Genomic DNA, 17,270 nt, shown 5'->3' with positions numbered 1-17,270 from the left:
GCGATGAAGTTTGGAATGGCCATTCTCATTCTTTTATAAACAACATACCGCTGCGTGGAAGATGTTCTGCACAAAGGAGGTACATACCGGCAGGCAGGGCAGAGAGATCCAGGATTTGATGTTTTTCTGTCCGGAATCTTACCATCACGTTGCCATGCATATCGAGTATCATGCAATCGGCGGACACAGAAAAATCTACCATGAGGTACTGAGTCACCGGATTCGGCCAGGCCCTGATCACCAGCACCGGCTCTTCTTCATTCTCGCCGGTGGTCATCAATTCGTCAGCACCCAGATCAGGAGCTCCGGTCAGCGATTCGCAATCGAAGTCAGTGGTTCGCTGCGGATGGGCGGTACCTGCATTTATCCCGGAAGAACTGCTCTGCAGGTGCAGATCAGGTGCAGTAAGACTGGTGTTCACAAAATGACCGGAGCCGCAGTTAGGCAGATTGGTCACGGTGGTAAAGGGCGGTGCGGAATTCGAAACATTGATGATATCCTCGTCCATCAGATTATTCTGGATCAGAAGATTGGTTGTTTGCACACCGGTTACTTCTATGGAATACTCTTCCACGGTCCATGCCGTTCCGCCGGGAGCGTAAATACTGTTGTTAATTACGATCGCGTTCGGACAAAGAACAACGCCGATACCGCAGCGCGAGGTGGAATGCCCCCGGATGAAATTGTTCCGGATGATACCGCCGGAGTGCGATACGTTGGGGTTATCGCCCCAATTCCCGAGAAAAATACCTTCATCGCAGTTTACCACTGTGTTGCGTTCTATGGTGGCATTACTGCCTCCTTTGAAGAACAGGATGGCGGGGCCGGCAGGGTTCGAAGCGGTCGGACCCTTTTTGATATTCCGGATGATGTTGTCGCGAATAATCCACCCGTGTGCATTGTGCAGATCAATACCGTTGGTATAATAATTATTTCCCGGCAGCGAGGTGGTATATTCAATAAGGCAGCATTCAATTACGCCGTTGTCGCTTTTCACAACGGGATTGCCTGAATAGCTCATTTTCACCAGTTGTTGTCCTCCGTCAATGATGTGAAGATTTCGCAGGGTGATATTATCAATGTCGGCATTGGGTTGGTACCAGAAATTGATATCAATGGGATGAGTATCTATATTTTTTATCGTCAGATCAGCAATGGTCACGTTGCTTTTGAGAATGGAGATGCCGTGATAACCGCTTCCACCCAGCATACCCCCGCCCAGAAGGATCACACTGTCGCGGTTCCCGCTTTGGGAACGGAGGGTGATGTCCGGCTTGATCACATTGAGCTGCCCATTAGCTACTGAATAGGTTCCGTTTGTGAGGTAGATAGTGGTGGGGCCGGTGGCATTGTTAATTGCTGCTTGTATGGCGGGCGCACCCTGCTGAGGTGTGATCACACTAATCGTCTGGTTTTGCGGAGGCGGCCAGGGAGCAGAGCAACTGCATTGTGCCTGCATCCGTTTGCCGGCAAGAAGAAGTACAAGGAAGAAAAGAAGATATGCCACAAGGAAAAGAGTTCCCCTGGGCCAGGAATTGCTTTGGGCGCTGTGCTGGTTTTTCATACAGCAAAAGAAAGGATTGGCCCGGAGGGAATGGAATCAAATTGTGCAGAATTGTAATTGAATGGACTATCAATATATTCTTTTAAAATGTAGAATATCAATGAGATAAATATTAATAATTCGTATAATTGTAATGAATGAAGCGACTCAGCAACTTGATTTCGGCTCTGTCTTTAGCGGAGAGAAGGCGGATTCAGGTACGTATGGAGACGAAAAGAGGGGCGGCTGCGGGGTTGTGTTGCCGGCTGCTGGGGGAGGATAGGATTGAAGGGAAAGGTTTTCTTTCGCCGGAAAGCAAAACCGCTCGCACCCAGCCCCATGTTATCCGGAACAAGGCCTGGCATTTGTTACTCGAACTGATAGGTGAAGAAAGGGGGCGAAGGAGGGATCTGATTTCAGAAGCGCAGCTGTTGCAGGAGCTTGGTCTCATCCGGGAAGCTCTCAAGTCGCTGGAAAAGGCCATCAACAGTTTTATGTTAAGAGAGGAGTATGCACAGGGGCTGGTGGGACTTGCGCGTATGATTGAATTAAAGCAGAGGGCCGGTATGCAGCTGCGCGCCGGTGATCTCAAGCGCCATCAGGATCGGGAAAAGATCTGCATGGAGGCCTTGCAGGAACACCTGTATGTCCGGCAGGATTCAGCCCGCGTATTTTTTCTGATGAGAAGCACCGGGGAAAGCGGCAGAATGCAGCAATTGAAATTGCTTCGCCGTATCCTGCGGGCACCATTCTACAGTTCAGAAAGGAATATCCGGACATTCAAAGGTGGTGTTGGATTTTTTCAACTGCATGGAGCCTATGAAACCATCAATGGCAAGCATCAGAAGGCAATTCACTGGCATTCCCGCTTGCTGAAGTTTTTGGAGAAACATCCTGATAGAATCCGGGAGCAGCCTCTGCTTCTTTTATCTGTTGCAAATAACATGGCGAACGTGTTTGCCTCCATGAAAGAACCCGGAGCAATAGTTTCGCTGATCACGCGTTTGCGTTCTGCCCCGTCGAGGTTTGCATTTGAAAATACCCGGACATGGAAGCGCGACATCTTTGTAACAATGTATCCGGCGCTGCACGGAGTGTATATTGACAGCAGGATGTATGATCACGCCACCTCTATCATTCGGGATACTGAAATACAACTCCGTAATCTGGAAAGAGATTTAGGGCCTGCAGCGACTCACATTTTTCATTACAACCTGGCCGTATTGTATTTCGGACAAAAAAAGTATCCTGAGACGATACTAAATTTAAATAAGCTTCTGCAATCGGCCGAAGCCGTTCGTCCGGACCTCCTGCTTTCTGCACGGATTATTCAGCTCCTGCTCTTTTATGAACGGAACGACGTGGATGCGCTGGAATACGGATGGATCAATTTGAAGAGAATTCTCGGAAAAAGAACTATGGACAATTCCGTTTTGTATATAGTGTTCAATGCGTTAGTAAAGACACCTGCAACGCATCGCAGCATTCGCGAAAAAGTCAGAAAGCATAAGGGAGGTTCAGAGGGAATAGTGTTTAATATTCGCAATTGGCTGGCGCATAACGGAAAATAATTATATTTTTGATTATGCGTATTAATAGGTTTGCCTTCCCCTTTGTATTGTTCCTGGTTCTCTCGGGGATTCTTTATTCCCAGGATACCCTATTCACGGCGCAAGGTAAAGTAATAGGAAAGGTAACCCGGGTAACAGAGAAGGATATAGAGTACCGGAAAAGTTCCGATGCGGGAGGCGCGGTGTATGTTGTTCCCAAACACAAGGTGTATTCCATTCATTATTCCGACGGAACCACTGACAATTTCAGGCAGCCTGAATCGCCGGTTGCTCCTGACACGGCGCTGAAGCACAGAAAAAATGTGATAAAATTTAATTGCTTCGGATTACTGCATGAATATATCAATTTCAGCTATGAGCGGAAAGTCGTACCTGGCTTTAATCTTGTGTTCTCGGCGGGTATAATAAATACCACAATGTTTAATTTCTCATCGGCACGGTACGAGGAGTTTTATTATACCAATACCATCAACAATGGCTATGTCCGCTATCTGCCTGTTCGAATGGGTTTTAATGCGCGGGTTGGTGGTAAATTCGGGCTGATAAATAGCACAAAAAACTCAGATAATTTCGGAGCGTATCCCGGAATAGGTGGACTCTTTCTTATGCCTGAACTTCAGTACGGCCGGCTAAAAGTTCATGATATTATAAGCGAGGTTGATACCAGTTCGACCTATCCGCATGAGTTGATAAGTTCAGACCTGATAAACAGTTGTTTTTCACTGAACATTTGTATGGGATATCAGTTTGTTTTTGTCCAGCGATTTGTTGTCGGAGGATCCGCAGGAATGGGATTGGGGGGGATAGTGAGCCGATATTCTAATCCTGAGTTCGAAGAGCTTACCGGCTTCAGAAACGACTCATATACTGAAATGTTTTATGGGAGTCAGGTTTTTGTTAACTCCTCTGCTACGATGACTCTGACTGCGGGATTCTGGATGGGTTGGCTGTTTTAACTATCTCAGAACACAACATTCACAATCCGCTTCGGCACAACAATTACTTTTTTCACCGTGTTGCCTGCCAGGTATTTATGAGTATGTTCCGCAGCAAGCACCGCCTTTTCAATTTCTTCTTTGCTCACTGATGATGGCAATTCAAGATTAAAGCGGGTTTTACCGTTGAATTGAACGGGGTAAATCACAGTATCCTCAGCGGTCAATGAGGCATTGAACTCCGGCCATGGAGCACGGGTGATGCTCTCCTGATGTCCAAGCTTTTCCCAGAGTTCTTCACATACATGGGGTGCAAACGGCGAAAGAAGGATGAGGAGGGGTTCCAGAACATCCCGTTTGTTGCATTTGAGTTCTATGAGTTCGTTCACGCAGATCATGAAGGCACTTACGGCCGTATTCAGGGAAAGATTCTCAATGTCGTCCGTGATCTTTTTAATGGTTTTATGCAGCACCTTCAATTCTTTCGCTTCCGCTTTTTCCTCCTCAACTTTGATCCCGGAAGCTTCTCCCACATATAATTTCCACAGCTTCTTTATAAATCCATGCACTCCTGTGATCCCGTTCGTGTTCCAGGGCTTGCTGAGTTCCAGAGGTCCCAAAAACATTTCATACATCCGGAAGGTATCGGCCCCGTATTTTTCACACATATCGTCGGGACTCACCACATTGTACTTTGACTTAGACATTTTCTCAACTTCATTGCCGACTATATAATTCCCGTTCTCGAGTTCAAACGTTGCATCTTTTAAATCTTCTCTCCACAATTTGAAAGCCTCTATGTTTAGTTCATTTCCTTCAACCATAGAAACATCAGCATGGAATGGAGTGGTTTGAAAATTGTTTCTTAAACCTGCAGATACAAAAGTGTTTGTACCATTTTTCCGGTAAACAAAGGCACTCGTTCCCTGAATCATCCCCTGATTCACCAGGCGTTTCGCCGGTTCTTTTACGGGGATAAACCCCAGATCATAAAGTGCCTTCGTCCAGAAACGTACGTACAGAAGATGGCCTGTAGCGTGTTCCGCGCCACCTATGTAAAAATCAATTTCGCGCCAGTATTCAGCTGCTTTTTTTGAAGCAAATGCGTCCGGATTCTTCGGATCCATATACCTCAGAAAATACCAGGAGCTGCCTGCCCAACCGGGCATGGTGGTGTGTTCGTAGTCGTATTGTCCCTTGTATTTCCATTCTTTGGCTCGCGCCAGGGGCGGTTCTCCGGTTTCTGTGGGCAGGTATTTATCCACCTTGGGTAATTCAAGCGGCAGTTCAGCTTCGGAAAGCGGGCAGGGGATGCCATCCTTATAATAAATCGGGATCGGTTCGCCCCAGTAACGCTGACGTCCAAATACCGCGTCGCGCAGGCGAAAATTCACCTTACCGGTTCCGATGCCCTGCTTCTCCAGCGCTGCGATACAGATGGTAATGGCTTCTTTTACTTCCTTCCCATCCAGAAAGGATGAGTTCAGGCATTTTCCGGCTTTCTCTTCATACGCCTCTTTGCCGAAGTCCCAGGCTTTGCCCGGATTAATAACCTGTTTGATTATCAGGCCAAAATGTTTTGCGAAGGAATAATCCCTGGTATCATGAGCGGGAACACCCATAACGGCCCCTGTACCATAACCGGCCAGCACATATTCCCCGATCCACACAGGAATTTCTTCTCCGGTGAAAGGATGCTTCGCGTACGCCCCGGTGAAGGCTCCGGTGATTTTTTTCACCTCACTTTGCCGTTCCCGTTCACTGCGCGCTTTCGCGTATTGGACATAGTCATTCACTTTTTCCCGTTGTTCATCCGCGGTGATCTTTTCAACGAGCTCGTGTTCCGGAGCCAGCGTAATAAAAGTGACTCCAAACAATGTATCAGGCCTTGTCGTAAATACCTCAACAGAGTACTCCGTACCCCGTACGTCAAACTTCACACTCGCTCCCTCGCTCTTCCCGATCCAGTTGCGTTGGGCTTCTTTGATGCTTTCGCTCCATTGAATGTCCTCCAGATCGTCCAGCAAACGCTGTGCATAGGCAGTGATCCTCATGCTCCACTGCTTCATTTTTTTCCTTTCTACCGGGTAACCTCCCCTTTCGGAAACTCCTTCCTTTACCTCATCGTTTGCAAGAACAGATCCCAGCGCGGGGCACCACCACACAAATGCCTCGCTCAGGTAGGCAATGCGGTACATCATGAGAATCTCCTGCTGTTTTTTTTCGGGGAATGATTTCCATTCCTCTGCTGAAAACGAAGGGGTATCTTCATCGCAGGCTGCTGATACATCCATATTGCCGGTTTTCCCGAAAATTCCGGTTAACACGGCGATATCCTCCGTTTTATTCAATTTATTATTGTACCAGGAATGAAAAAGTTTCAGAAATATCCACTGCGTCCATTTGTAATAACCGGGGTCGCAGGTTTTCACCTCACGGTGCCAGTCGTACGAAAGCCCGATTTTATCCAGTTGTTCCCGGAATCGCAGGATGTTTTGTTCTGTTGTAACAGCCGGGTGCTGCCCTGTTTGTATTGCATACTGCTCGGCCGGGAGTCCGAAGGCGTCGTAACCCATGGGATGCAGCACGTTGAAGCCCCGGTGGCGCTTGTACCTGGCAAGAATATCAGATGCGATATAGCCCAGGGGGTGGCCTACATGCAATCCGGCACCTGAAGGATAGGGAAACATGTCGAGTACATAATACTTAGGCTGCGCAGGATTTTCGGTAGTACGGTAGGTATTCCCATCTTTCCAGCGGCGCTGCCAGTTTTTCTCTATTTCCCTGAATGAATATTCCATAGTAAGGAGAGCGAATTTACAATATTTCCCTTCCCATTCAGCAGGGTCTCCAGCAGGTCAGTGATCCTTTTCAACACCCTGCCGTTCATAGATTGATGCCGCCGCCGGACCAATATAGGAGCGGGGGCACTGCGAATGCATTATTTTTGTACCATGAGTGATTCCGCAGCAGGCAGCAGGCTTCCGTCGAGTTCCGTAACCACGGTCATCAGTCTCTCACTGGTAGTGTTTGTATTAGGATTCCTTGGATTTATGATCCTCTGCGCACGCAGCGTGTCGGATAATTTTAAAGAAAATATTACGTATAATATTTATCTCAAGGACGATGCCCGCGAGGCAGATATCCTCCGTTTCCAGAAATCACTGGAGGCCAGCCCTTATATCAGGAATACCGAGTACATCTCAAAAGAAGAGGCCCTGGAGATATATAAAAAGGAGCTCGGGGAGGATTTTATGCCTTTGCTTCAGCAGAATGTATTGCCGGCTTCCCTGGATATCCGTCTTAAGGCGGATTATGCCAACAAAGACAGCGTGGAATGGATACGTGCGGAGGTACTCCGTGAACCGGTGGTATCCGAATTTCTTTACCAGGATAATCTCTTGCAGCGGATGAACGAAAACATCGGCAACCTTACCATTCTCTTTCTTGCGGTAACAGCCATCCTGGCACTGATCTCCATAGCCCTTATTCACAATACGATCCGCCTGGCAATTTATTCCAAGCGTTTCCTTATCCGTACTATGCAGCTGGTGGGAGCCACGCACGGATTCATCACCCGGCCTTTTATCCGGACGGGTTTTCTGCAGGGACTTCTGGGTTCCATTCTTGCCATGGGAATGCTGGTGGGTGCCGTCTACGTGGTGAAGGAACAGTTTGTAAATGAGCTGCTGCAGGTGCTGGATCCAACCCTCTTTACCGGGCTGTTTGTTCTGATGCTGCTCGCTGGAATTATCATATCTTTGGCCTCAACGTTTTTCGCTGTGCGGAAATACCTGGGAACTAAAACTGTTGACCTCTACCGTTAAAAGAATCATATGAACGCACCTCGCAAACCTGGTTTTGCTTTCGGAAAGGAAAATTACCTCTACACCATTATCGGAGTAGCTCTCATTGCAGTGGGAATGATCCTGATGATGGGAGGAGGCTCCGATGACCCCAATGTATTCAGCGAGGAAATATTTTCCACCCGGAGGCTTACCGTAGCTCCCATTACCATTCTTGCCGGATTCGGTGTGGTGCTGTTCGCAATCATGAAGAAGCCGAAGGAGTGAACCTCTTTGAAGCGATCATCCTTGCCATTATTGAAGGTATAACCGAATTCCTTCCTGTTTCTTCTACCGGCCACATGATCATCGGATCCTCCGCCATGGGGATTGCCTCCGACGATTTTGTCAAACTGTTTACGGTGGCTATTCAGTTCGGCGCTATTTTGTCAGTGGTTGTATTATACTACAAACGGTTTTTTAAGTCCCTGGATTTCTATTTTAAACTGGCGGTGGGCTTCATTCCCGCCGGTATTGCCGGACTCCTTTTTAAAGACCACATTGAACTTTTGCTGGAAAATGTTCAGGTGGTGGCTTTCGCATTGCTGGCGGGCGGGGTGGTGTTTTTGTTTATTGATAAACTCTTCCCCGGTAAGGAAGAAGCAGCGGAGCAGGAAGTGACCTACCGGCAGGCGCTCATCATCGGCTGCTTTCAGGTAATCGCAATGATCCCCGGAGTGTCGAGGAGCGCCGCTACCATTATCGGAGGGCTCACACAGAAGCTCTCGCGCAAAACAGCGGCAGAATTTTCTTTTTTTCTTGCCGTACCCACCATGCTGGCCGCTTCTTCCAAATCTCTGCTGGACTATATCGTGGCCGGGGGAGAGTTTACAGCGAAGCACATCCAGCTGTTTACGGTGGGTAACCTGGTCGCATTCGCAGTAGCGGTGCTAGCTATCAAGGGATTTATTGCGCTACTGAATTCAAATGGATTCAGGATTTTCGGATACTACAGGATCCTGATCGGCGGACTGATACTGATACTGATCTACGCGGGATACGATCTTCGCATTATTGACTGAGTATGGATTATTCGGCCGGAGGAGTACTTCTCATCAATAAACCCAGGAAATGGACCAGCTTCGATGTGGTGGGGAAACTCCGGTGGTCCATGTTATATCATTATGGGAAGAAGGTGAAGATCGGACATGCCGGAACGCTTGATCCTCTGGCCACCGGCTTACTGATCCTGTGTACGGGCATGGAAACCAGGAATATTGAAAAGTATCAGGCACAACAAAAGGAGTACGAGGGTGAATTTTTTATCGGTGCCACCACACCCAGTCTGGATCTTGAAACAGAAACAGACCGGCTGTATCCTACGGATCATATTGATGAAGCGTTGATGCAAAAAGCCGCGGCTTCATTAACAGGAACTTTGCTGCAGGAGCCACCGGCTCATTCCGCGAAGCGGATAGGAGGGAAGCGCGCGTACCAGTTGGCACGTGCAGGTAAACCCGTTGAGTTGAAAAAGGCGGAGATCACCGTCAATGAATTTCAAATTCTCTCGAAAGAGGGACCGCTGATCAGGTTCCGGATCTCCTGTTCAAAGGGAACATATATCCGTTCTCTCGCAAGGGATTTCGGCCTCGCCTGCGGATCAGGAGCCTATTTGCATTCCCTTGTGCGTACAAGGATCGGTGAGCATACGCTCTCGCGTGCGCTTACACTTGAGCAAGTTCTCACGCTGTTTCCTCCGCGTTTCGATAAGAAAGGGCTTCCGCTTTAAGCCTTGTTCAGATCGTTTAGTTTCTTAGCAATATACTTGTCCGTTGGAAGCAAGCCGTTCTGAATACGCTTCGCATAGTGAATGGAAGCAATGATATCCCGCTGTTTCTCTTCAATGATTCTGTTTTTCAATGCGATCTCTGCGTGGCTTCGTTTTTTATTCAGATAATTCCGGTAGGTGAGTAGTAAAAGCACTATGAAGAGGACCAGGAACATGATGCCGGCCATGATGGTGTTCCTCTGGTTCCGGATCTTTTCTTCATCCTTCATCCGGTTCATTTCAAAGCGCATCTCTTTTTTTTCCGATTCAAGAAGGTTGATCTCATTCGCCATCTTTTCGTTATTGAACTTTTCACGCAAGGAATTGCTCAGGCGAAGCAGGTCGGCGGCGGATCTGAAATCGTTCAAACGGTAACGGATGTCGGACAGGAGGGCTGTGCTTTTGATCTGTTCCGCCGGATAATTGTTGTTCATACTGAAATAGTACGCGGAGTCGGCGTAGTGGGCGGCATCAGAGAGCTTGCTCCTGAACAAGGCAACCTGCGCAAGGTAATAGTAGATATTGAACAAGCTGATCTTAACATTTCCGGTGGAACCGACGGCAATACCAAGATGGAAAATCTCTTCCGCTTCGCGGTATTTTTGCTGTTCGAATTTCGATATCCCCAGGAGTTCGTAGGAACGAAGGAGGTTGGTGCGAACGATTTCTATGCCTTTTCCCATCTCAATACTCATCCTGAAATAACTCTCCGCCGCGGGATAATTTCCCCGTTTCTTTTCGATCTCGCCCAATAGGTTGGTGCAATTCATCATGCCGGCAAGGTCTTTTTCAGACCGGAAAGTCCTGAGGGCTTCCTCCGCGTGTTTCCGCGCAAGCTTGTAGTTGCCCGCCTGCAGGTAGAGGTTGGCCAGATTCGACTGTAAAGGGGCAATATTAGCAGGGTTGCCATTGTCGCCCTGGAGATCAAGGGCAGCCTGGTACATGCGAATTGCATCATTCCAGTTTCCTTTGCGCTGAATGATGAAACCGAGATCGTTGTAAAGTGAGGTTCGAAGAACGGTCGCCCAGTTTGGCCGTTCGCCTCTGTCTTCTTCCAACCGGTTCAAGTCTGCCAGGCACTGCTCCAGGTAAAGGAGGGCACTATCGGGTTTGGAAAAGGCCAGTCCCTCCCCTTGCAGGAGAGTGCCGAACAGCCGGATGGAGTCGGCATTTTCGCCAGCCTTTGCGCCTAAGGCCAACATCAGGGTGAACAAAAGGATCCGGACCGTCATTGACTGGCTCAAAGGTATTGAATAGGACTGTTTCGGAGCTTTGATTTCCCTCTAATTTCCGGTACATTTGTTAAATGCATTTCCGCACCTTCACCGGTCTTATGGTCCTGCTGCTGACCACTTCCCTTTTTTCTCAGGTGAACTTCACCAGCAGCGATCTGCCGATTGTGGTGATCAACACCAATAACCAGACAATCCAGGATACCGTTCGAATTGTGGCCGATATGGGTATTATCTATAACGGACCCGGGAACCGGAATTACATGACGGATCCCTTTAATCACTACGCCGGAAAAATATCCATCGAGATCAGGGGCTCCACTTCCCAGCAATATCCCAAGAAATCATATGGCCTGGAAACACAGGACGCACTCGGAAATAACCAGGATACCTCCATTCTGGGAATGCCAAAGGAAAACGACTGGATCCTCTATGGTGCGTACCCGGATAAAACGCTCATGCGCAATGAGATCACCTACGATCTGTTCCGGAAGATGGGGTATTGGGATTCGAGGTATGTATGGTGCGAGCTGGTGATCAATAACCAATACAAAGGGGTGTACTCTTTCATGGAGCGCATTAAACGAGATAAAAACAGGGTGGATTGCCCAAAGATTACCCCGCTGGACACGGCCGGCGACGACCTTACAGGGGGATACATCATGAAAGTGGATAAACTCACGGGAAGCAGCAATACCTATTTCCAGTCGCCATACAGTACCAAAGTGAAATTCCTCTGCCATGATCCCGAGTACAGTGAATTACTTCCCGTGCAATACAACTATATCAGAAATGAAATTATTGGATTTGAAAATATTATGGCAGGCCCCAACTGGAAGAATCTCACCACCGGGTACCCCTCCGTTATTTATGTGAATTCATTTATTGATTTCATGATCATGCAGGAGCTGGGAAGAACGGTAGACGGATACCGTTCCAGTTCTTTTCTCTGGAAACAAAAAGACAGTAAAGGTGGCTGGCTGGTGGCCGGCCCTATGTGGGATTTTAATTTATCCTACGGCAATGCGGATTATTGTGATGCATATGATACTACGGGATACCAAATGAATTTCAACTCCCTTTGCGGAAGCAGCTTTAGCAGCGCGGTCCCCTTCTGGTGGAATAAGTTTCTCACCGATACAGCATTTACTCATCTGCTCAAATGCCGGTGGATGTTTCTTCGCAATACCGTTTTGAACGACGATTCGGTGAACGCGAGAATTGATTCTATGAAAGTGAAACTGCAGGAATCCCAGACCCGGAATTTTCAGCAATGGCCAATTCTCGGCGTTTATGTTAACTGGAATTATTTCATAGGACAAACATGGCAGGACGAAATTGATTATCTCAAATGGTGGTTTCGCGCACGCTCGGAGTGGTTAGACAATAACTGGCCGGGATACTGCTGGAATTATTCCGTAGACGACAACGGTTTGTTCTCATCGGTTACGCATCAGGTGTATCCTAACCCGGCGGGAGAATGGTTCATTCTTGATGTGAGCGAACCTTTCAGGGTGCAGAATGCGGCGCTGGAACTGTACGACCTTACCGGGAGAAAATTATTGCATCTGCCCGGGTTAAATGAGAACAGCCTGCTGATTCAAAGGGGTGATTTGCCATCGGGAATTTTTCTTTACCGGCTTGTTCAGGATGGAAAACCGGTTGCGTCCGGTCGAATCATTTTCCAGTAATCCACTCTGTTTCTGCTTTCAATTCCTCCCTATTCCAGGATGAGCTGTGTTTGCCCGATCACCACACCATCTGAGGCAATTTCGATGAGGTACTTTCCGGGAAGAAATTTAATATCCGACTTGGCTGTATAAACAGTCACCGGCGTGTCCGAATTTTTATAATTCACCATGGTTTTAGTAGCATAATAACCCTTGGAGCCGTTAAAACTAAAGGTGTTGCTCTCGTCCAGCGACTTTGCCATCTCCTTACCGTCGGGCGTTACAATGCGGATGAAGACCGTCTTGTCACCGCTCTTCGCGATCCGGTTCTCTCCCAGCGTGAACGTGATCTTGATTTTTTCTACCCTTTTGGCACTCTTGGTCTCCACCTCCTTCTTACCGCCCGATTTTGTTTTGATCCCTGAAACTTTAATGCCGTTTGCTTTGAGCACGGATCCCATGTTAACCGTATTCTGAAGATCCTCTTTCTCCTTCGTGAGTTCCTTGGTCTTGAATTTCTCCTCCGACAATTCCGTGATCACTTTCTCTTTTTGTGCTACAATCTCCTTATTCAGTCTTCCCAATGAGTCAATCTGCACCACAAAATGTTTCATGATGCGGCGCAGGGTTTCCGTCTCTTTCTTCAGCTGGTAGATCTGGTAAGCATCGCCATCGTGTTTCTTCGCCAGAACCATCAGCGAATCAATCATTTTCATTTTGGCGTCGTAGTCCCGTTTCAGTTTCTTGTCGCTGATCTCCAGATTTTCGTATTCTGTTTTCAAGGCGGTAAGCTCATCCTGCAAACTCTGCGATTTCTCAACGAATACGAGCTTCTCCTTTTCCACTGTTTCTACTCTCGTCTTCTGACTGAAGAATAACCACCCCAAAAGACCAATAAGGATAGTCTCTATAATGATGATAATCAAATAGATACGATTACTTTTTTCTTTTTTTTCTGCTTGCTCTTCCATGCCTGTAGAGGTACTGATTCAGAACGTACAATGACTTACAAAGTTAGGCAATTTTGAGGAGGGCTTTTTGAGTCGCCTTCAAGTTATCAACAGCATGATTTCAACAATGTGGTCGGATGTGTTGCACCTGGTTTTTCCGAACGTTTGTCCGGCCTGTAACCGGGCGCTGTATCATTTTGAAGAGTGTCTTTGCACGATTTGCCTGAGGACTCTTCCCGGCACAGGTTTTCATCTTCTTCCCGATAATCCCGTGGAGCGCATGTTTATGGGAAGGGTGGATCTGAATGCCGCCGCAGTGTATTACCGGTACCGGAAGGGTTCACGGGTGCAGAATATGATTCACCGCCTGAAGTATAAGGGAGAAAAGGAAATTGGCAGGTTTCTGGGACGGCGCTACGGACGAGAGCTGCTGCAGTCAGAACAGTTCCGTTCAGCGGATGTGATTATTCCGGTGCCGCTGCATCCGGCACGGTTACGCTCCAGGGGATTCAATCAAAGTGAGGTTTTTGGAAGCGGGCTCTCCGAAGCAATGGGTAAGCCCTTGCACACCGACTGGCTGCTCAGGAAAGAGCGCACCAATACGCAAACCAGAAAATCGAGATTTCACCGCTGGGAAAATACCGAAGGAAAATTTACGCTTGGTAAAGGAGCGCAAGAAGGTTGTCATGTGCTGCTGGTGGATGATGTGATCACCACGGGAGCCACCCTGGAAGCCTGCGCACGCGCGCTGCTGCAATTACGCGGCAGCAGGGTGAGTGTTGCGGCAATGGCCGGAACACTGCATTGATCATTTTTTTAATGATCTTTGTACTAATGGCAGAGCAGATCGCTGTGGAGGGAAATACCAGGGAAGAAAAATATAACAATCTCCTTCCTCAGCTCAAGTCTTTACTGGCGGGTGAGAATGACCCTGTGGCAAATATGGGGAACCTGTGTGCAGCCCTGAAGGAAACATTCGGGTTTTTATGGGTAGGATTTTACCTGGTGCGGGGCAATGAATTGGTTCTGGGTCCGTTTCAGGGTCCTGTGGCTTGCACAAGGATACAAATGGGAAAAGGGGTCTGCGGTACGGCATGGGTAAAGCAGCATACCCTTATTGTTCCGGATGTAACAGAATTTCCCGGACATATTGCCTGCAGCACTCGATCACGATCGGAAATCGTAGTACCACTCTTCAGGCAAGGATCGGTCATTGCCGTCCTGGACATTGATTCTGAACACCTGAATGATTTTTCACTTACCGATCAAACGCATCTGGAATCCATTACTCAACTCCTCTCCTGATGCATCGGCTTTCTTCATTTATTACACTCCATCTCCTGCTGACCTCTGCCTGCTGCCTGCTTTTTCATTCCTGTGCCCAAATGCAGGTTCCCGGCGGAGGCCCCAGGGATGTGAGTGCTCCCAAAGTGATAAATTATTCACCCGATTCTGCCAAGGTGAACTTTACAGGCAACGAAGTGAAGATCGTATTTGATGAGAACATTGTGCTGAAGGATATGCAGGGGCAGCTGATGGTTTCTCCCCCAATGGAATTGTTACCGGAGATCACTCTTCAGAAGAACAGGATTCTGCACATCAAATTCAGGGAAACACTGAAAGCGAATACTACCTACGGCATTTATTTTGGCAATGCCATTGCGGATGTTCACGAAGGCAATACTGCCGAAGGATTTCGTTATGTTTTTTCCACGGGTCCTGTAATGGATAGTGTGGCCGTATTCGGGTCCGTAACGGACGCGTTTACCGGCGCGCAATTGAAGCAGGTAACAGTTATGCTGTATGCCGGGCAGGATGATTCCCTTCCGTTCAAAAAACCCCCTGAATACTTTTCCCGTTCCGGACCGGATGGTTCTTTTCGTGTGGATCATATTAAACCAGGGTGGTATAAAGCAGTGGCGGTTCTGGATGCGAACCGAAATTTTCGCTACGATCCGGAAGAGGAACTGATTGGATTTGCCGATTCCCTGATTGATCTGACCACTTCCCGTAAATTGAATTTCCGGCTTTTCAAAGGACCGCCTCAGAAGCAATTCATTCGGCGTTCCGTTGTGGTGGAGCCGGGAAAAGTGATGATTGTTCTCAATAAACCTTGTCCGGATCTTAAAATTCACCTGCGCCGCACGAACCGGCTGCAGACAAGAATGTGGAAGAATGAGAGGGCAGATACCATTCTTTTTCACTACGGGAAGTTCACTGCTGATACGCTGGATCTGCTGCTGGTTTCGGATGCAGATGTGTGGAAGGAAAGCCTTGCACTCCGCATTGCAGATAGCAAGGCTCCTCAACTCAGGGCCAGCGTGCTTTTTACCGGCGGAGAGCTGCAGGATCCGGATAAACCGGTGAGAATACTTTTCAATCATCCGGTAGATTCGTTCAGTTTTACAGGCATAACGGGAGGTACGGATGAACTAAGTCCTATGGATTCCTCAGCGCTGGAATTCACCATGCAGGATTATATAGTGGAAGTCAGACCGGTTAGCAGTAAGGGTGTCATACTCTGGGATCCGGGTACGGAACATACGGTAATTCTGAATCCGGGCTGCTTTACAGGATTCGGGAATCTTCCCAGCGACAGCATTAAAATAATATTCCAGGTAAAGGAATTGCGGTATTACGGTTCACTGGAAGTGAAAGCGCAGTGGAAGCCGCAAGAGGGCATCGTTCAGCTTCTTAACGAGAAAGGACAGGTGGTTCATTCCGATCAGGGTTCAGGCGATCTCAAGCTGTTTTGCCGGTACCTGCTCCCTGGTAAATACAGGATCCGGCTGATCTACGATCACAATAAAAACGGTCAATGGGACAGCGGTGATTATTCCCGGAAGGTGCAACCCGAAAGGGTGATTTATTCACCCGGCTGGTTTACAGTGCGGTCCGACTGGGAGGTGCAGGAAGTTTGGAAAGTAGAATAATGCAATCCTTCCTATCGGTTTAAGAACTTCCTCACTTTCTCTTTTTTATCGGGGTCGCGGTGAGGGTAATGTGCAATGATCTGTTGGCAAAGTTCGCGTATTCCTTCTTTTTGGGTGGCTGAACATTTCAACACAGCAGGTGTGCGTGAAGCATCCGGCCGTTCATGCACCAATACTTCCAGGTTTTTCATCAGGATATCGGCACCCTCGCGGTCACTTTTATTTACCACAAAAATATCAGCGATCTCCATGACACCGGATTTGATCGTTTGAATATCATCTCCCGCCTCAGGTACCAAAACCAAAACAGTGGTATCTGCCAAAGCTGCGATCTCAATTTCACTTTGTCCAACCCCTACTGTTTCAACCAGGATCACATCGAAATTGCAGGCTTTCATCAGCGATATCACTTCGGCTGCTTTGGATGAAAGTCCGCCCAGCGAACCACGTGTGGCTAAAGAACGTATGAATACGTCGGGATGGGTAAAGTGCTCACTCATGCGCAGGCGATCACCCAATAATGAGCCATGACTAAACGGCGAGGTGGGATCAACAGCCATAACGCCAACTTTTTTCCCCTGTTCCGTGTAAGTGGTGATAAGTGCGCTGATCAGAGTCGATTTTCCGGCTCCCGGAGGCCCGGTAATTCCCACTACCTGAATATCGCGGTTTTTAAGTCCCGACAATATTTCTTTCCCCTCCTTCGTTTCATTTTCTACCAGCGTGATTGCTTTAGCCAATGCCCTCCAGTTCCCATTCAGTATCTCCTTTAAGAGTATTTCTGTATTCATTATCCAAAGATAGGCATCTTACCGCTTTTGGT

Annotated in this window: 15 protein-coding genes; 10 read left to right on the top strand and 5 right to left on the bottom strand. The window is 47.9% G+C overall.

Features of this window, described 5'->3' with window-relative positions; all coding sequences use genetic code 11:
* Positions 1-25: 25 nt before the first annotated feature.
* Entirely contained in the window at positions 26-1,564 is a 1,539-nt protein-coding gene (locus tag IT233_08460) for a right-handed parallel beta-helix repeat-containing protein (protein ID MCC7302660.1), read from the bottom strand.
* A 203-nt stretch (positions 1,565-1,767) separates the two neighbouring features.
* On the opposite strand from IT233_08460, the gene IT233_08455 reads away from it, so the two are divergent.
* Entirely contained in the window at positions 1,768-3,114 is a 1,347-nt protein-coding gene (locus tag IT233_08455; protein MCC7302659.1) for a hypothetical protein, read from the top strand.
* A 14-nt stretch (positions 3,115-3,128) separates the two neighbouring features.
* The gene (locus IT233_08450; protein MCC7302658.1) at positions 3,129-4,070 is read left to right on the top strand and encodes a hypothetical protein; all 942 of its coding nucleotides are present in this window, start codon (positions 3,129-3,131) and stop codon (positions 4,068-4,070) included.
* Between the two features lie 5 nt (positions 4,071-4,075).
* Here the strand turns inward: IT233_08450 and IT233_08445 are convergent, their stop codons facing one another.
* Positions 4,076-6,850, bottom strand: a complete 2,775-nt coding sequence (locus IT233_08445; GenBank protein MCC7302657.1) for a leucine--tRNA ligase — start codon at positions 6,848-6,850, stop codon at positions 4,076-4,078.
* A 153-nt stretch (positions 6,851-7,003) separates the two neighbouring features.
* Here IT233_08445 and IT233_08440 point away from each other — a divergent pair, with 153 nt between their 5' ends.
* From IT233_08440 to truB, 4 genes are read left to right on the top strand one after another with little or no spacing between them, the layout of a single operon-like run.
* The gene (locus IT233_08440; protein ID MCC7302656.1) at positions 7,004-7,876 is read left to right on the top strand and encodes an ABC transporter permease; all 873 of its coding nucleotides are present in this window, start codon (positions 7,004-7,006) and stop codon (positions 7,874-7,876) included.
* A gap of 9 nt (positions 7,877-7,885) precedes the next feature.
* Positions 7,886-8,122, top strand: a complete 237-nt coding sequence (locus IT233_08435) for a DUF3098 domain-containing protein (protein ID MCC7302655.1) — start codon at positions 7,886-7,888, stop codon at positions 8,120-8,122.
* Positions 8,119-8,916, top strand: coding sequence for an undecaprenyl-diphosphate phosphatase (locus tag IT233_08430; protein ID MCC7302654.1), 798 nt, complete (start codon positions 8,119-8,121; stop codon positions 8,914-8,916). The genes IT233_08435 and IT233_08430 overlap by 4 nt, the downstream gene beginning before the upstream one ends.
* A 2-nt stretch (positions 8,917-8,918) precedes the next feature.
* Positions 8,919-9,623 carry a tRNA pseudouridine(55) synthase TruB gene (truB, locus tag IT233_08425; GenBank protein ID MCC7302653.1) on the top strand — a complete coding sequence of 235 codons (705 nt, stop codon included), beginning with the start codon at positions 8,919-8,921 and terminating at the stop codon, positions 9,621-9,623.
* On the opposite strand, the gene IT233_08420 is transcribed toward truB, so the two are convergent.
* Complete coding sequence (locus IT233_08420) at positions 9,620-10,894, bottom strand: tetratricopeptide repeat protein (GenBank protein MCC7302652.1); 1,275 nt, start codon at positions 10,892-10,894, stop codon at positions 9,620-9,622. The two genes, truB and IT233_08420, sit on opposite strands and share 4 nt — an antisense overlap.
* A gap of 74 nt (positions 10,895-10,968) precedes the next feature.
* On the opposite strand from IT233_08420, the gene IT233_08415 reads away from it, so the two are divergent.
* Positions 10,969-12,585: a CotH kinase family protein gene (locus tag IT233_08415; protein MCC7302651.1), complete on the top strand. Its 1,617-nt coding sequence runs from the start codon at positions 10,969-10,971 to the stop codon at positions 12,583-12,585.
* 29 nt (positions 12,586-12,614) lie between these two features.
* On the opposite strand, the gene IT233_08410 is transcribed toward IT233_08415, so the two are convergent.
* A complete protein-coding gene (locus tag IT233_08410) occupies positions 12,615-13,535 on the bottom strand; it encodes a hypothetical protein (GenBank protein ID MCC7302650.1) in 921 nt (306 codons plus the stop codon).
* Positions 13,536-13,641: 106 nt separating this feature from the next.
* Between IT233_08410 and IT233_08405 the strand changes: the two genes are divergently transcribed.
* From IT233_08405 to IT233_08395, 3 genes are read left to right on the top strand one after another with little or no spacing between them, the layout of a single operon-like run.
* Positions 13,642-14,322: a ComF family protein gene (locus tag IT233_08405; GenBank protein ID MCC7302649.1), complete on the top strand. Its 681-nt coding sequence runs from the start codon at positions 13,642-13,644 to the stop codon at positions 14,320-14,322.
* Positions 14,323-14,348: 26 nt separating this feature from the next.
* The gene (locus IT233_08400) at positions 14,349-14,819 is read left to right on the top strand and encodes a GAF domain-containing protein (protein ID MCC7302648.1); all 471 of its coding nucleotides are present in this window, start codon (positions 14,349-14,351) and stop codon (positions 14,817-14,819) included.
* Complete coding sequence (locus tag IT233_08395; GenBank protein MCC7302647.1) at positions 14,819-16,447, top strand: Ig-like domain-containing protein; 1,629 nt, start codon at positions 14,819-14,821, stop codon at positions 16,445-16,447. The genes IT233_08400 and IT233_08395 overlap by 1 nt, the downstream gene beginning before the upstream one ends.
* A gap of 11 nt (positions 16,448-16,458) precedes the next feature.
* On the opposite strand, the gene meaB is transcribed toward IT233_08395, so the two are convergent.
* Positions 16,459-17,238, bottom strand: coding sequence for a methylmalonyl Co-A mutase-associated GTPase MeaB (gene meaB, locus IT233_08390; protein MCC7302646.1), 780 nt, complete (start codon positions 17,236-17,238; stop codon positions 16,459-16,461).
* Between the last annotated feature and the right edge of the window lie 32 nt (positions 17,239-17,270).

This window comes from Bacteroidia bacterium, from assembly GCA_020852255.1.
Taxonomy (GTDB): domain Bacteria; phylum Bacteroidota; class Bacteroidia; order JADZBD01; family JADZBD01; genus JADZBD01.
The sequence above is the reverse complement of the archived record's forward strand: the minus strand, read 5'-3'. Positions and strand labels throughout refer to the sequence as shown.

Coding starts and splice junctions, on each gene's coding strand:
- IT233_08460 (MCC7302660.1), bottom strand. CDS start 1,564: ATGAAAAACCAGCACAGCGCCCAAAGCAATTCCTGGCCCAGGGGAACT.
- IT233_08455 (MCC7302659.1), top strand. CDS start 1,768: ATGGAGACGAAAAGAGGGGCGGCTGCGGGGTTGTGTTGCCGGCTGCTG.
- IT233_08450 (MCC7302658.1), top strand. CDS start 3,129: ATGCGTATTAATAGGTTTGCCTTCCCCTTTGTATTGTTCCTGGTTCTC.
- IT233_08445 (MCC7302657.1), bottom strand. CDS start 6,850: ATGGAATATTCATTCAGGGAAATAGAGAAAAACTGGCAGCGCCGCTGG.
- IT233_08440 (MCC7302656.1), top strand. CDS start 7,004: ATGAGTGATTCCGCAGCAGGCAGCAGGCTTCCGTCGAGTTCCGTAACC.
- IT233_08435 (MCC7302655.1), top strand. CDS start 7,886: ATGAACGCACCTCGCAAACCTGGTTTTGCTTTCGGAAAGGAAAATTAC.
- truB (MCC7302653.1), top strand. CDS start 8,919: ATGGATTATTCGGCCGGAGGAGTACTTCTCATCAATAAACCCAGGAAA.
- IT233_08420 (MCC7302652.1), bottom strand. CDS start 10,894: ATGACGGTCCGGATCCTTTTGTTCACCCTGATGTTGGCCTTAGGCGCA.
- IT233_08415 (MCC7302651.1), top strand. CDS start 10,969: ATGCATTTCCGCACCTTCACCGGTCTTATGGTCCTGCTGCTGACCACT.
- IT233_08410 (MCC7302650.1), bottom strand. CDS start 13,535: ATGGAAGAGCAAGCAGAAAAAAAAGAAAAAAGTAATCGTATCTATTTG.
- IT233_08405 (MCC7302649.1), top strand. CDS start 13,642: ATGTGGTCGGATGTGTTGCACCTGGTTTTTCCGAACGTTTGTCCGGCC.
- IT233_08400 (MCC7302648.1), top strand. CDS start 14,349: ATGGCAGAGCAGATCGCTGTGGAGGGAAATACCAGGGAAGAAAAATAT.
- IT233_08395 (MCC7302647.1), top strand. CDS start 14,819: ATGCATCGGCTTTCTTCATTTATTACACTCCATCTCCTGCTGACCTCT.
- meaB (MCC7302646.1), bottom strand. CDS start 17,238: ATGAATACAGAAATACTCTTAAAGGAGATACTGAATGGGAACTGGAGG.